General features: G+C 72.4%; 15 protein-coding genes and 3 pseudogenes. 11 read left to right on the plus strand and 7 right to left on the minus strand.

From position 1 onward, the window contains the following. Positions 1 to 6 precede the first annotated feature (6 nt). The 11 genes and pseudogenes from map to truA all read left to right on the plus strand — a co-directional run bounded on the left by map (position 7) and on the right by truA (position 7,892). Positions 7 to 848 (plus strand): annotated as a pseudogene (gene map, locus QUE40_RS03150) (type I methionyl aminopeptidase). Between the two features lie 134 nt (positions 849 to 982). Further along, on the plus strand, positions 983 to 1,204 hold the full coding sequence (gene infA / locus QUE40_RS03155) for a translation initiation factor IF-1 (RefSeq protein WP_006592631.1): 222 nt from the start codon (positions 983 to 985) through the stop codon (positions 1,202 to 1,204). Between the two features lie 107 nt (positions 1,205 to 1,311). Beyond that, a complete protein-coding gene (gene rpmJ / locus QUE40_RS03160; protein ID WP_007928044.1) occupies positions 1,312 to 1,425 on the plus strand; it encodes a 50S ribosomal protein L36 in 114 nt (37 codons plus the stop codon). A 202-nt stretch (positions 1,426 to 1,627) separates the two neighbouring features. Next, positions 1,628 to 2,005, plus strand: a complete 378-nt coding sequence (gene rpsM / locus QUE40_RS03165; protein WP_142004379.1) for a 30S ribosomal protein S13 — start codon at positions 1,628 to 1,630, stop codon at positions 2,003 to 2,005. A gap of 86 nt (positions 2,006 to 2,091) precedes the next feature. Then, entirely contained in the window at positions 2,092 to 2,499 is a 408-nt protein-coding gene (gene rpsK, locus QUE40_RS03170) for a 30S ribosomal protein S11 (RefSeq protein ID WP_142004380.1), read from the plus strand. Between the two features lie 29 nt (positions 2,500 to 2,528). Next, complete coding sequence (gene rpsD / locus QUE40_RS03175; protein WP_142004381.1) at positions 2,529 to 3,137, plus strand: 30S ribosomal protein S4; 609 nt, start codon at positions 2,529 to 2,531, stop codon at positions 3,135 to 3,137. Between the two features lie 487 nt (positions 3,138 to 3,624). Then, positions 3,625 to 4,659 (plus strand): DNA-directed RNA polymerase subunit alpha, encoded by a 1,035-nt coding sequence (locus tag QUE40_RS03180; protein ID WP_289232295.1) that lies wholly within the window; start codon positions 3,625 to 3,627, stop codon positions 4,657 to 4,659. A 56-nt stretch (positions 4,660 to 4,715) separates the two neighbouring features. Next, positions 4,716 to 5,507 (plus strand): 50S ribosomal protein L17, sunset domain variant, encoded by a 792-nt coding sequence (rplQ, locus tag QUE40_RS03185; RefSeq protein WP_289232296.1) that lies wholly within the window; start codon positions 4,716 to 4,718, stop codon positions 5,505 to 5,507. Between the two features lie 145 nt (positions 5,508 to 5,652). After that, the gene (locus QUE40_RS03190) at positions 5,653 to 5,964 is read left to right on the plus strand and encodes an ArsR/SmtB family transcription factor (RefSeq protein ID WP_289232297.1); all 312 of its coding nucleotides are present in this window, start codon (positions 5,653 to 5,655) and stop codon (positions 5,962 to 5,964) included. After that, entirely contained in the window at positions 5,961 to 6,995 is a 1,035-nt protein-coding gene (locus QUE40_RS03195) for a cation diffusion facilitator family transporter (RefSeq protein ID WP_289232298.1), read from the plus strand. The genes QUE40_RS03190 and QUE40_RS03195 overlap by 4 nt, the downstream gene beginning before the upstream one ends. Positions 6,996 to 7,004: 9 nt before the next feature. Beyond that, entirely contained in the window at positions 7,005 to 7,892 is an 888-nt protein-coding gene (gene truA / locus QUE40_RS03200) for a tRNA pseudouridine(38-40) synthase TruA (protein WP_289232299.1), read from the plus strand. Here the strand turns inward: truA and QUE40_RS03205 are convergent. The 7 genes and pseudogenes from QUE40_RS03205 to QUE40_RS03235 all read right to left on the minus strand — a co-directional run bounded on the left by QUE40_RS03205 (position 7,804) and on the right by QUE40_RS03235 (position 12,902). Then, on the minus strand, positions 7,804 to 8,304 hold the full coding sequence (locus QUE40_RS03205) for a DedA family protein (protein ID WP_350227058.1): 501 nt from the start codon (positions 8,302 to 8,304) through the stop codon (positions 7,804 to 7,806). The two genes, truA and QUE40_RS03205, sit on opposite strands and share 89 nt — an antisense overlap. Then, positions 8,247 to 8,519: a hypothetical protein gene (locus QUE40_RS18830; protein WP_350227059.1), complete on the minus strand. Its 273-nt coding sequence runs from the start codon at positions 8,517 to 8,519 to the stop codon at positions 8,247 to 8,249. Before QUE40_RS18830 ends, QUE40_RS03205 begins: the two co-directional genes overlap by 58 nt. A 126-nt stretch (positions 8,520 to 8,645) precedes the next feature. Beyond that, a pseudogene (locus tag QUE40_RS18835) lies at positions 8,646 to 9,532 on the minus strand (5-oxoprolinase subunit C family protein). After that, positions 9,529 to 10,149 (minus strand): 5-oxoprolinase subunit B family protein, encoded by a 621-nt coding sequence (locus QUE40_RS03220; RefSeq protein ID WP_289232300.1) that lies wholly within the window; start codon positions 10,147 to 10,149, stop codon positions 9,529 to 9,531. Before QUE40_RS03220 ends, QUE40_RS18835 begins: the two are co-directional and overlap by 4 nt. Then, positions 10,149 to 10,906, minus strand: a pseudogene (locus tag QUE40_RS03225) (LamB/YcsF family protein). Before QUE40_RS03225 ends, QUE40_RS03220 begins: the two are co-directional and overlap by 1 nt. Positions 10,907 to 10,945: 39 nt before the next feature. Next, positions 10,946 to 11,677, minus strand: a complete 732-nt coding sequence (locus tag QUE40_RS03230; RefSeq protein ID WP_289232301.1) for a hypothetical protein — start codon at positions 11,675 to 11,677, stop codon at positions 10,946 to 10,948. A gap of 328 nt (positions 11,678 to 12,005) precedes the next feature. Beyond that, the gene (locus tag QUE40_RS03235) at positions 12,006 to 12,902 is read right to left on the minus strand and encodes a GTP-binding protein (protein WP_289232302.1); all 897 of its coding nucleotides are present in this window, start codon (positions 12,900 to 12,902) and stop codon (positions 12,006 to 12,008) included. Between the last annotated feature and the right edge of the window lie 95 nt (positions 12,903 to 12,997).

Here is a 12,997-nt window from a genome sequence, read left to right on the forward strand (position 1 = left end):
CTGTCCATGGTTCGCCTCGGTCGATCGACCCTGCCCGCCAAGACCCCCGACCAGGTGCGCACGATGCGCCGGGCCGGGCTGGTCGTCCGGCAGGCGCTGGACGCCGTCGCGGCCGAGCTGGCCCCGGGGCGCACCACCGGTCACCTCGACGCGGTCGCCGCGCGGGTCATCGAGCAGGCCGGGGCGACGCCGAGCTTCCTCGGTTACCACGGCTTCCCGGGCGTCGTGTGCGTCAGCGTCAACGACGAGGTCGTGCACGGCATCCCCGGTGAGCGGGTGCTCGAGGCCGGCGACCTGGTGTCGGTCGACTGCGGCGCGATCGTCGACGGCTGGCACGGCGACGCCGCGTTCACCGCGGTGGTCGGGGAGAGGCCGCCGCCCGGCCCGAGGACCTCGAGCTCAACGCCCTGACCGAGGACGCGCTGTGGGCGGGCATCCGGGCGCTGCACCCGGGGGAGCGGCTGCACGAGGTCGGCGCGGCCGTGCAGGACCTGGTCGAGGCCGAGGCGGCCCGGCGCGGTCGCACGTTCGGGATCCTCGACGGCTACACCGGCCACGGCATCGGCACCGAGATGCACCAGGAGCCCTCGGTCTACAACGAGCGGGTGCGCGAGCGCGGGCCCAAGGTGCGCGTCGGCGCCACGATCGCCATCGAGCCGATGATCACCCTCGGCACCCACGAGTCGCACGAGCTCGACGACGACTGGACCGTCGTCACCGACGACGGCTCGCGCGGTGCGCACTGGGAGCAGACCGTCGCCGTCACCCCCGGTGGGCTGTGGGTGCTGACCGCCGCCGACGGCGGCGAGGCGCGCCTGGGCGACCGGTACGCCCCGCTCGACGGCTGACGTACGCCCTGCACCGCCCGATTTCGCGGAACGACACCCCTGCGCGTAAACTTGATCCTCGGTCACGTCTGTGCGTGATCGTCCTGGTCGTTCCCATCCGAGGGGCGGCCGCCAACCAACGGATTGTGGAGGACATGGCCAAGAAGGACGGTGTCATCGAGATCGAGGGCACGATCGTCGAAGCTCTCCCGAACGCGATGTTCCGGGTGGAGCTGACCAACGGTCACAAGGTGCTCGCTCACATCTCCGGGAAGATGCGTCAGCACTACATCCGGATCCTCCCCGAGGACCGGGTCGTGGTCGAGCTCAGCCCGTATGACCTGTCCCGCGGCCGGATCGTCTTCCGCTACCGCTGACCCACGCGGGACCGGCCAGCCGGCCGGGCCCGTGCGCACCACCCAGAGAAAACCCACCCGTCGACTCACGTCCCCGTGATTCGGCCTGACTTCGAGACGGTAGGCAGATGAAGGTCCAGCCGAGCGTCAAGAAGATCTGCGACAAGTGCAAGGTGATCCGCCGCAACGGCCGGGTCATGGTGATCTGCGACAACCTGCGCCACAAGCAGCGTCAGGGCTGAGCACCAGCACGACTCGCGGTCTTCGACCGCACGCCACAACTGCATCCACGCACCACCCGACCCCTGCCGGTCAGCTCCGGCCGACCGCAGGACGTCACCCCCGGCGCGAAGGCCGGGGACCCAGCAACCAGCCACTCCGGCTGACGCGGGACCGGCGGTGCGTCTCACACCTTCGCACCGCACCCAAGGAGAACCCGCCACCATGGCACGACTCATCGGAGTCGACCTGCCGCGCGAGAAGCGCGTCGAGGTCGCCCTGACCTACATCTTCGGCGTCGGCAAGACCCGCGCCGCCGAGACCCTCGCCGCGACGGGCGTCAGCCCCGACACCCGCGTGCGCGACCTCAGCGAGGAAGAGGTCGTCAAGCTGCGCGACCACCTCGAGAGCAGCTTCCGCCTCGAGGGCGACCTGCGCCGTGAGGTCGCCGCCGACATCCGCCGCAAGGTGGAGATCGGCAGCTACCAGGGTCTGCGCCACCGCCGTGGCCTGCCGGTCCACGGCCAGCGCACCAAGACCAACGCCCGCACCCGCAAGGGTCCGAAGCGGACTGTGGCTGGCAAGAAGAAGGCCACCAAGTAAGTCCCGCTGTCATCGGTCCGACTGAGACGAGACAGCACAGCCGGACGTACCCCAAAGCCTTATTCCGCTAGCACAGGAGAAACACCATGCCTCCCAAGACCCGAGGGTCCGCGGGCGCCAAGAAGGTGCGCCGCAAGGTCAAGAAGAACGTCGCCGCCGGCCAGGCGCACATCAAGAGCACGTTCAACAACACCATCGTGTCCATCACCGACGAGACCGGTGCCGTGATCTCGTGGGCCTCCGCCGGCCAGGTCGGCTTCAAGGGCTCGCGCAAGTCCACCCCGTTCGCCGCGCAGATGGCGGCCGAGGCCGCCGCCCGCCGCGCCATGGAGCACGGCATGCGCAAGGTCGACGTCTTCGTCAAGGGCCCGGGCTCCGGTCGTGAGACCGCGATCCGCTCGTTGACCGCCACCGGCCTCGAGGTCGGTGCCATCAGCGACGTCACCCCCACGCCGCACAACGGCGTTCGCCAGCCCAAGCGCCGTCGCGTCTGACCGGCCGACCTTCCTAGGAGATACGAACCATGGCCCGTTACACCGGCCCCATCACCAAGAAGTCGCGCCGGCTCAAGACCGACCTCGTCGGCGGCGACAAGAACTTCGAGATGCGCCCCTTCCCGCCCGGCCAGCACGGCCGTGGCCGGGTGCAGGAGAAGGAGTACCTGACCCAGCTGCAGGAGAAGCAGAAGGCTCGCTTCACCTACGGCGTCATGGAGAAGCAGTTCGTCCGCTACTACAAGGAGGCGGCGCGTCGCCCCGGCAAGACCGGTGACAACCTGCTCATCCTGCTGGAGTCGCGGCTCGACAACGTCGTCTACCGCGCCGGCCTCGCCCGCACCCGGCGTGCGGCCCGCCAGCTCGTGACGCACGGTCACTTCGAGGTCAACGGCCAGCGCGTCGACGTCCCGTCCTACCGGGTCGAGCAGTACGACATCATCACCGTCCGCGAGAAGTCGCGCGAGACCTTCCCGATCCAGCTGGCTCGGGAGACCTTCGGCGAGCGTCCCGTCCCGGCGTGGATGCACGTCTCCGACGGCACCCTGCAGATCCTGATCCACCAGCTCCCGGTGCGCGAGCAGATCGACGTTCCGCTCACCGAACAGCTGATCGTGGAGCTGTACTCGAAGAACTGACGCTCCTTCGTCGCGTCGTTCTTCGTCGTACCGCTCCCCGCTCAGCTGCCGCGCTCTTTGGCTCGGCTCCTCGCAGGCCGGGCGGCGGACGGGCTCGCACGCTCGCTCCGTCCGCCGCCCGCCCTGGTCGTCGCCTCGCGGCCGTCGACCTTCTGAGGTGGCCGGGTCTCCCGGGCTCTTGCCACACGCTGGTCGAGTAGGGCGAGGCGCTAGCCGAGCCCGTATCGAGACCGGCACACGTTGGTCGAGTGGGGCGAGGCGATAGCCGAGTCCGTATCGAGACCGGCACACGTTGGTCGAGTGGGGCGAGGCGATAGCCGAGTCCGTATCGAGACCGGCACACGTTGGTCGAGTAGGGCGAGGCGCTAGCCGAGTCCGTATCGAGGCCAGTGCAGAACCACAACCGAATACGGCAGTTCACGGACCGATGTGACTGCCGGTCTTCACGAGGCGTCATATAGCGGTCGCCCGTGGGAAGGAAATCACCGTGCTCATCGCACAGCGCCCCACCCTCAGCGAGGACGTTGTCTCCGAGAACCGGTCCCGGTTCGTCATCGAGCCGCTGGAGCCGGGCTTCGGCTACACGCTCGGCAACTCCCTGCGTCGTACGCTGCTCTCCTCGATCCCCGGTGCCTCGGTCACGAGCCTGCGGATCGACGGTGTGCAGCACGAGTTCTCCACGGTCCCCGGGGTCAAGGAGGACGTCACCGAGATCATCCTCAACATCAAGGGCCTGGTCGTCTCCTCGGAGCACGACGAGCCGGTCGTGATGTACCTGCGCAAGCAGGGCCCCGGCGCGGTCACCGCTGCCGACATCGCGCCGCCCGCCGGTGTCGAGGTGCACAACGCCGACCTGCACATCGCGACCCTGAACGACAAGGGCAAGCTCGAGATGGAGCTGACCGTCGAGCGCGGCCGCGGCTACGTCTCGGCGCAGCAGAACAAGTCGGCCGACAACGAGATCGGCCGCATCCCGGTCGACTCGATCTACAGCCCGGTGCTGGCCGTGACCTACAAGGTCGAGGCCACCCGAGTCGAGCAGCGCACCGACTTCGACAAGCTCATCGTCGACGTCGAGACCAAGAACTCGATGGCCCCGCGCGACGCGATGGCCTCCGCCGGCAAGACCCTGGTCGAGCTGTTCGGCCTGGCCCGCGAGCTCAACGTCGAGGCCGAGGGCATCGACATGGGCCCGTCGCCGACCGACGCGGCCCTGGCCGCCGACCTGGCGCTGCCGATCGAGGACCTCGAGCTGACCGTGCGGTCCTACAACTGCCTCAAGCGCGAGGGCATCCACAGCGTGGGTGAGCTCGTGGGTCGCAGCGAGGCCGACCTGCTCGACATCCGCAACTTCGGGGCCAAGTCGATCGACGAGGTCAAGGACAAGCTGCGCGAGATGGGTCTGCAGCTCAAGGACAGCCCGCCCGGGTTCGACGCGAGCGCCATCGCCGACCGTTACGAGGACGACGACCTGCAGGGCGAGGGCGACGACGCCAGCTTCGCCGAGGACGAGCAGTACTGAGCCGCTGAGACCGGCCGAGCCCGCGAGGGCGTACGCCGGAGCGAGAAGGAGACACCATGCCTACCCCCACGAAGGGCCCCCGCCTCGGCGGCGGCCCCGCGCACGAGCGGCTCATCCTGGCCAACCTGGCTACGCAGCTGTTCGAGCACGACCGCATCACCACCACCGAGGCCAAGGCCAAGCGGCTGCGTCCGCTCGCCGAGCGTCTGGTGACCTTCGCCAAGCGTGGCGACCTGCACTCGCGCCGTCGCGTGCTCACGGTCGTCCGTGACAAGGGCGTCGTGCACCGGCTGTTCGAGGAGATCGCGCCCGACATGGCCGAGCGTCCCGGCGGCTACACCCGCATCACCAAGATCGCGCCGCGCAAGGGTGACAACGCCCCCATGGCCGTGATCGAGCTGGTGCGCGAGGCCGTCGTGAGCAAGCCCAAGCGCGCCGTCGTCGCCGAGGCCGAGGGCGCCACCAAGCGCGCGGCCAAGGAGTCCGCCGCCGAGGAGACCACCGAGCCGCAGGCCACCGCCGCCGCGCCGGTCGTCGACGCCGAGACCGCTGCGGCCACCGAGGCGCCGGTCGACGACGCCGCCGCGGCCGACGAGGCCAAGGACGCCGGCGAGGGCACCGACGGTGGCTTCGGCCCCGACTCGGCCGCCCCGACCGCCGACGGCTCGGCCCCCGAGGGCTTCGACGTCAAGGGCAACAAGGACTCGATGAAGTACCACGTGCCCGGTTCGCGCTGGTACGACTCCACCGAGGCCGAGGTCTGGTTCCGCACCGCGGACGCCGCCGTCGCCGCGGGCTTCGCGCCCGCCGGTGGCGAGGACGCCCAGCAGACCGACAAGGACGCCTGACCGGTCGCGCACCCGCGCAGCACGCACCGCCGCCCCGGCACGACTCGATCGTGCCGGGGCGGCGGTCTGTCGTGGGTCAGGCGTTGAGCGCTAGTATTTGCGCATGCATGCAAGTACGCATCCTCCGGCCTGGAGCGACGATGTCGTGACCCTGGCGGTCGAGGTCCTGCGGGTGCTGGCCGACCCCACGAGGCTGCAGCTGGCCGGTCTGCTGCTCGACGAGGAGCGCTCGGTCTCCGAGCTCGCCGCAGCCCTGGGGAAGCCGACCCCCGCGGTGTCGCAGCACCTGGCGAAGATGCGGATGGCGCGCCTGGTGATCACGCGCAAGCAGGGGACCTCGGTGCTGTACCGGGTGGAGAACGACCACGTGCGTCAGCTGGTCACCGACGCGATCGGGCACGTGGAGCACCTGCTGGACGACGTCCCGGCGCACCACCGCGTCGCAGGAGAGTCATGACCGGCCGGCACGAGCACGGTCACGACCACGAGCACGAGGTGGGCGCCTGGGCGCGCGTGCGGCATGCCACCTCGGAGCTGCTCGGCGGCCACTCGCACGATGCTGCCGACCAGGTGGACGAGGCGCTCGAAGCCGACGCCCGGGGCCGTCGGGCGCTGTGGATCAGCCTGGCGGCGCTGCTGGTCACGGCCGTGCTGCAGGGGGTCGTGGTGGTCTTCACCGGGTCGGTCGCCCTGCTGGGCGACACGCTGCACAACCTCGTCGACGCCGCGACGGCCATCCCGCTGCTCGTCGCGTTCTGGCTGGCGCGGCGCCCGGCGAACGACCGGTTCACCTACGGTTACGGCCGGGCCGAGGATCTCGCCGGTCTCTTCGTCATCGTGATGATCGCCCTGTCCAGCGTGCTCGCGGGGTGGGAGGCGATCTCCCGGTTGATGGACCCGCGCGGGGTCTCCTACGTCTGGGCCGTGGCGCTCGCCGGACTCATCGGGTTCGCCGGCAACGAGCTGGTCGCCCGATACCGCATCCGGGTGGGGCGGCAGATCGGTTCGGCCGCGCTGGTCGCCGACGGGTTGCACGCCCGCACCGACGGCTTCACCTCGCTGGCGGTCGTGCTGGGCGCGATCGGCATCGCGGTCGGCTGGTCGTGGGCCGACCCGGTCATCGGCCTGCTGATCGCGGTCGCCATCCTCGGGGTGCTGCGCTCGGCCGCCAAGCAGGTCGGGGCTCGCCTGATGGACGCCGTCGACCCCGACCTGGTCGGGCGCGCGCGTGCCGTCATGCGCGACACCCCAGGGGTGCTGGGTGTCCGGTCCGTGCGGCTGCGGTGGATCGGCCACACGCTGCACGCGGAGGCTGACGTGGAGGTGGCCGGGCGTGCCACCGCCGAGGCGGCGCACGACGTCGCCCATCGCGTCGAGCAGCGCCTCATGGGGCAGCTTCCGAGGATGACCGCGGCCGTGATCCATGTCAGTCCCAGGCCCGCGCGCACCGAGCTCAGCGGCTGCACCGAGGGTGAGGACGCCGCCTAGACTCGGCGGGTGCGCCTCCGAGTCGACTTCGCCTACGACGGCACCGACTTCTCCGGGTGGGCCGCCCAGCCGGGGCGGCGGGCGGTCGAGAGCGAGCTGTCGGCGGCGCTGAGCCGGGTGCTGCGCGCCCCGGAGCCCGTGCGGCTCGTGGTGGCCGGGCGCACCGACGCCGGGGTGCACGCGGCCGGCGCGGTCTGCCACGCCGACGTCGACGAGACCGCGTTCGCTGCGCTGCCCGGCCGCTCCGACCGGACGCCCCAGGAGGCGGCCGTCACCCGCCTCAACGGCGTGCTGCCGCCCGACGTGGTCGTGCGGGGCGTCCAGGTGGCGCCGGAGGGGTTCGACGCGAGGTTCTCCGCGCTGCGGCGCCGGTACCGCTATCGGCTGTGCGACGACGTACGTCGGCTGGACCCGGTCCGTCGGCGCGACACCGTCGTGCACAAGCGGGCGCTCGACGTCGCCGCGATGGACGCCGCCGCACGAAACCTGTTGGGGTTGCACGACTTCGCCGCGTTCTGCAAGAAGCGGGAGGGCGCAACGACGGTGCGCACGCTGCTGGACTACTCATGGGTGCGCGGGGCCGACGGGGTGCTCGAGGCGACCGTGGTGGCCGACGCGTTCTGCCACTCGATGGTGCGTTCGCTGGTCGGGGCCGTGGTGCCCGTGGGCGAGGGGCGGCGGGAGGTCGACTGGCCGGCGCAGGTGCTGGCGGCAGGTCGGCGCGACCCGGCGGTGGCGGTGATGCCCCCGCACGGCCTGTCGCTCGTCGAGGTGGTCTATCCGCCGGACGACCGGCTGGCCGAGCGGGCTACTCAGGCTCGCGCGACCCGTGAGCTTCCGGCGACTGCGCGTCGCGCGCCCGACGAGCCCGGACCCGGCGAACCACCCACCAGATGATCAGGATCGCGAGAACGACGACGACGACCTTCTGCATCGGGCCGGTGACGTTCTCGACGAGGTACCACCGCCGGCCCAGCTGGTAGCCGGCGACGATGAACACGCTGTTCCAGATCAGGCTGCCGAGGCCGGTGAGCAGCGTGAAGCGCAGCAGGTTCATCCGCTGGACCCCCGCGGGGATCGACACGAAGCTGCGCACCAGCGGCACCATGCGGCCGAAGAAGACGGCCTTCTCGCCGTGCCGGTCGAACCAGCCGACCGACTTGTCGACGTCGGCCGCGTCGAGCAGCGGCATGCGCTCGGCGATCAGGCGCAGCCGCTCGACCCCGACCAGCGCACCGATCCAGTAGAGCGTCAGCGCCCCGACCACCGAGCCGATCGTCGTCCAGACGATGGCGCCGACCAGCGACATGCTGCCCTGCGCCGCGGTGAACCCCGCGAGCGGCAGGATGACCTCGCTCGGGATCGGGGGAAGAGGTTCTCGAGCGCGACGGCGAGTCCGGCACCCGGAGCCCCGAGCGCCTCCATCATGTCCACGGTGAACCCGGCGATCCCGCCGGGCTGGCCGGGGTCGGCGGCGGACGTCGGCAGGGCGTGCAGCGCCTGCTGCGCCGTGCTGGCGATCATGGAGGGGCTCCTGGGAGGTCGTCGTCGCACGGCGGCGATCTGGTGTCGGGTCGAGGTGGCAGTCCAGCACACCCGGCTGGATGGTTGCTGGGCGTCTGCCGAACGTGTCACCCGGCGTGCCGGCCGTCACGATATCCCCGCGAGCCGGCTCGGGCGCAGCCGAAGGCGTACGTCGGTGCCGGGGGTGAGCTGGGCCAGCAGGTCGGTCTCGGCCGGGTCGAGCACGGCGACCACCGGATAGCCGCCGGTGGTGGGGTGGTCGGCGAGGAACACGATGGGGCGGCCGTCGGGCGGCACCTGCACGCAGCCGCGCACCACCCCTCGCTGGGCAGCTGGTCGTCCCGGCTGCGGTCGAGCGCGGGTCCGTCGAGCCGCACGCCCACCCGGTCGGTGTCCGCGGAGACGGTCCAGGCGCCGTCGAGGCGGTCGCGGCTCGCGCCGGTCAGCCAGTCGGCGCGCGGGCCCCAGGTGGCGCCGAGCGTCAGGCCGGTGGTGGGCAGCGCGAACGGCGCGACCTGCTGGTCCACCGCAACGGCGCCGGCGGGTCGGCCGACCTCGAGCCGGACGCCGGGGCGCAGCGGGGCGGGGCCGAGTCCAGAGGTGGGGTCGCTGCTCAGGCTGCCGAGAACCGTGGGGACGTCGACGGACTCGGCGACGCCGCCGCGCACGGCGAGATAGGTGCGCAGGCCGGCCGAGGCCGCTCCCAGGGTGAGGGTCTGTCCGGCGGCGAGGGCGACCGGCAGGCCGAGGCCGACCTGCTGGTCGTCGACCGTGACCACGCACGGCGCGCCGCCGACGGCGACGGTCACGGGCGCCTCGACCTGCAACCGCAGCCCACCCAGCAGCGTCTCGACGGCCGCCGCCCCGGGATCGTTGCCGAGCAGCCGGTTGAGCGCGCGCAGCGTGGTGCGGTCGGCCGCCCCGGACGGGGGCACGCCGAGGGCGCGGTGGCCGGGGCGGCCCAGGTCCTCGACGAGCGCGAGCCGGTCGACCTGCTCGACGAGGAGACTCACGGTGCCTCCCTGTCGGTGAACCGCACGAGGGTGCCGGGCTGCAGCAGCGAGGGCGGGTCGCGGTCGGGGTCGAACAGCGTGACGTCGGTGCGCCCGACGATCTGCCAGCCGCCGGGGGAGTCGGACGGGTAGACCGCGCTCAGCCCGGCCGCGAGGGCGACCGAGCCGGCGGGGATGCGGGTGCGGGGCGTGTCGCGGCGCGGCACGGCGAGGTCGTCGCGCTCGCCCGAGAGGTAGCCGAATCCCGGTGTGAACCCGAGGAACTCGCAGGTCCAGGCCTGAGCCGTGTGCCGGCGTACGACCTCCTCGGGCGACACGTCCAGCAGGGTGGCGACCTCGGCCAGGTCCGGGCCGTCGTACGTCACGGGGACGGTCACGGTGGGCGCGTCGGCTGCGGGGGCGGTGGGCGTCTCGAGCGGGCGGCTGCGCAGGTCGTCGGCGAGGGCGCTGGGGTCGACGCCCGGGTCGAGCACGAGCAGCACGGTGCGGCTCGCCGGGACGATCTCGCGCACGCCCGGCGGCGGTTCGGCGTGCAGCGCGGCGGTGAGGGCGCGGCGGTGCCCCGGCTCGTCGAGCTCGACCAGCAGCGCCTGCTCGCCGACGGGCAGCAGCCGCATCACGCGAACGGCCGGATCGTCACTCCGGCGTCGGCGAGGACCGCGCGCACGGCGGTGGCGGCAGCGACCGCGTCGGGGGAGTCGCCGTGCAGGCACACCGAGTCGGCGTCGACCGCGACCGTGTCGCCCGAGGTCGTCTCGACGACGCCCTCGACGACCATCCGGCGGGCGCGATCGGCGATCTCGTCGGCGTCGTGCAGCACGGCGCCGGGCTCGCTGCGCGGCGCGAGCGTGCCGTCGTCGGTGTAGGCACGATCGGCGAAAGCCTCACGGACCGTGGGGATCCCGGCGTCCTCGGCCAGGTCGAGCAGCACCGACCCGGGCAGGCCGAGCAGCGGCAACGTCGGGTCGAGCTCGCTCACCGCGCGCACCACCGCGGCCGCCTGCCCCTGGTGGTGCACGACGGTGTTGTAGAGCGCGCCGTGCGGCTTGACGTAGCGCACCCGGGTGCCCTGGCTGCGGGCCACGGCGTCGAGCGCCCCGATCTGGTAGACGACGTCGGCGTAGAGGTCGTCCGGCGAGACGTCGACGAAGCGCCGCCCGAAGCCCGCGAGGTCGTGATAGCCGACCTGCGCTCCGACGCTCACCCCTGCTCGGACGCCAGCGCGCAGGTGCGCACGAGCGTGGCCGGGTCGCCCGCGTGGAAGCCGCACGCGACGTTGGCCGAGGTGACCACCCGCAGCAGCGCCTCGTCGTCGCCGAGCTGCCAGCGGCCGTAGGACTCCCCGAGGTCGGCGTTGAGGTCGACGGTCGCCATGGGGCAAGCCTGCCACCTGCCCCCGCCCGTACGCCCTCCTCACCGCGGCACGTCACGGAACCAGACCTCCCGGTCGGCGGGGTCGGGCCCGCGCCGGGCCCGGACGGGCGGGGTGCCGCGCACCGGGGCGTGGTGGTCGAGTGCCGTGACCAGCAACCCCTCGCCGCCGGTGAGGTCGGGCAGCCGGGCGGCGAGGCGAGGCACCTGGTCGGTGGCGAGGTGGGCCTCCAGGTGGGCGTGGCTGCCGTCGGTGGTCGAGGTCTGCAGCGTGCCCCCGAGCCGGCCGAGCAGCGACACGACCGTGCCGAACGCCGCGTCCGGCAGGTCGACCTCGACCCGGTCGACCGGCTCGCACACCCCGGTGCCCGCCTCGTCGAGCGCCGCGCGCAGGACGACCGGGGCGAGGTGGCGGAAGTCGCCGGCCACCGACGAGACCGACTTGTCGAACTTCTGGTGCGGCTTGCTCTGCCGTGGGTAGTACCCCGAGGCCGTCATCGTGACGAGGCAGTCGGTCACCTCCCAGCCGAACCGCCCCTGCCGCAGCCCCGCGCGCACCCCCTCCTCGGTCGCGGCCACGAAGGCCGGCGGCAGGTTGCCCCGCTCGGTGCCGGGGGAGAACGCCACGCCGGAGCCGACCGGCGCCGGCTCGACCCGCAGCCCGATCGTCGCGAGATAGGGGTTGCCGCCGGTCTTGATCCGGTCGAGCCCGGTCCCGGTGCCGGCGACCCGTTCGACGCAGACGACCGAGGTGGGGAGGAAGCGGGTGGCCACGGCGTACCGCTCGCGCAGCAGCGCCTCGATGACCTCCTCTGCACCTCGCCGTGCAGCCGGACCGCCGCCTCGCCCGCCTCCTCGTCGAGGGTCAGGTCGATCAGCGGATCCTCGTCGGCGAGCTCGGCCAGCCCGGCGAACATCGCGGTGCGCTGCGCGGGGTCGAGCGGCTCGACCAGGGCCTGGAGCGTGGCGGGCGGGAAGCGGTGCGCTCGTCGTCGCGGCGGTCGGCCGATCACGTCACCGACGCGCGCGGCGGGCAGGCCGCGCAGCACCGCGATCTCTCCGGCGCGCACGCGCCGTTCGTCCTGCAGCCCGCCCGGGCGACTCACCTCGATGCGGGTGACCCGGCGCGCCGCGGAGTCACCGACGACGAGCTGCTCGCGCACCCGGATCTGACCGGACCACAGGCGGATCCACGCCCGGCGTGCACCCTCGGCGTCGTGGTCGACGGCGAACACGCTGGCGGCGGTGGGGGTCTGCTGCTCGCTCGCCCGGGGCAGGACCTGCCGCAGCGCGGACCGCAGCTGGGGAGGCCGGCGCCGGTCACGGCCGACCCGACCAGCACGGGAGCGAGCCGACCGGCGGCGGTGGCCCGGCGCAGCGCCTCTGCGACCTCCACCTGGTCGATGGGCCCCTCGTTCGCCCACCGCTCCAGCAGGCGGTCGTCGGAATCGGCGACCGCCTCGACGGTCGCCTCGTCGGTCAACGAGATCGTCTGCGCCGCAGCGGTTCTCGTACCCTCGCCGAGCGCGTGGGTGAGAGGCGCGACGTGCGGACCCAGCCGACGACGTACGTCGGTGAGGACTCGACCGACATCGGCACCTGATCGGTCGATCTTGTTGACGAACAACAGGGTTGGGACTCCGATGCGTCGCAGCGCGCGCCACAGCACGACGGTCTGCGGCTGGACCCCCTCGACGGCGGACAGCACGAGCACCGCCGCGTCGAGCACGGTGAGCGAACGCTCGACCTCGGCGATGAAGTCGGGGTGGCCGGGGGTGTCGAGGATCGTGACGGCCAGGTCGTCGAGGGCGAAGGAGGTGACGGCCGCGCGGATGGTGATCCCGCGGCGCCGCTCCAGCTCCATCGAGTCGGTGGCGGTGGTGCCGTCGTCGACCCGGCCGAGGGAGTCGACGGCACCGGCCTCGAAGAGGAGGCGCTCGGTCAGGCTGGTCTTGCCGGCGTCAACATGCGCGACGATCCCGAGGTTGAGCAAGGACATGGGGCAGCTCCAGGGCAGAACGGATGGGGGTCCGGAACTGGCTGGGAGCTGCGCGCACGAGGGTGCCCTTCTGACTCGGTGACTGGTGCGCCCAA

The organism is Barrientosiimonas endolithica, from assembly GCF_030296655.1.
GTDB lineage: Bacteria > Actinomycetota > Actinomycetes > Actinomycetales > Dermatophilaceae > Barrientosiimonas > Barrientosiimonas humi.

Bases quoted from the DNA above. Each gene is read 5' to 3' on its own strand.
- infA (WP_006592631.1), top strand. From the start codon at position 983: ATGGCCAAGAAGGACGGTGTCATCGAGATCGAGGGCACGATCGTCGAA.
- rpmJ (WP_007928044.1), top strand. From the start codon at position 1,312: ATGAAGGTCCAGCCGAGCGTCAAGAAGATCTGCGACAAGTGCAAGGTG.
- rpsM (WP_142004379.1), top strand. From the start codon at position 1,628: ATGGCACGACTCATCGGAGTCGACCTGCCGCGCGAGAAGCGCGTCGAG.
- rpsK (WP_142004380.1), top strand. From the start codon at position 2,092: ATGCCTCCCAAGACCCGAGGGTCCGCGGGCGCCAAGAAGGTGCGCCGC.
- rpsD (WP_142004381.1), top strand. From the start codon at position 2,529: ATGGCCCGTTACACCGGCCCCATCACCAAGAAGTCGCGCCGGCTCAAG.
- rplQ (WP_289232296.1), top strand. From the start codon at position 4,716: ATGCCTACCCCCACGAAGGGCCCCCGCCTCGGCGGCGGCCCCGCGCAC.
- QUE40_RS03195 (WP_289232298.1), top strand. From the start codon at position 5,961: ATGACCGGCCGGCACGAGCACGGTCACGACCACGAGCACGAGGTGGGC.
- QUE40_RS03205 (WP_350227058.1), bottom strand. From the start codon at position 8,304: ATGTCGCTGGTCGGCGCCATCGTCTGGACGACGATCGGCTCGGTGGTC.
- QUE40_RS18830 (WP_350227059.1), bottom strand. From the start codon at position 8,519: ATGATCGCCAGCACGGCGCAGCAGGCGCTGCACGCCCTGCCGACGTCC.
- QUE40_RS03220 (WP_289232300.1), bottom strand. From the start codon at position 10,149: ATGCGGCTGCTGCCCGTCGGCGAGCAGGCGCTGCTGGTCGAGCTCGAC.
- QUE40_RS03235 (WP_289232302.1), bottom strand. From the start codon at position 12,902: ATGTCCTTGCTCAACCTCGGGATCGTCGCGCATGTTGACGCCGGCAAG.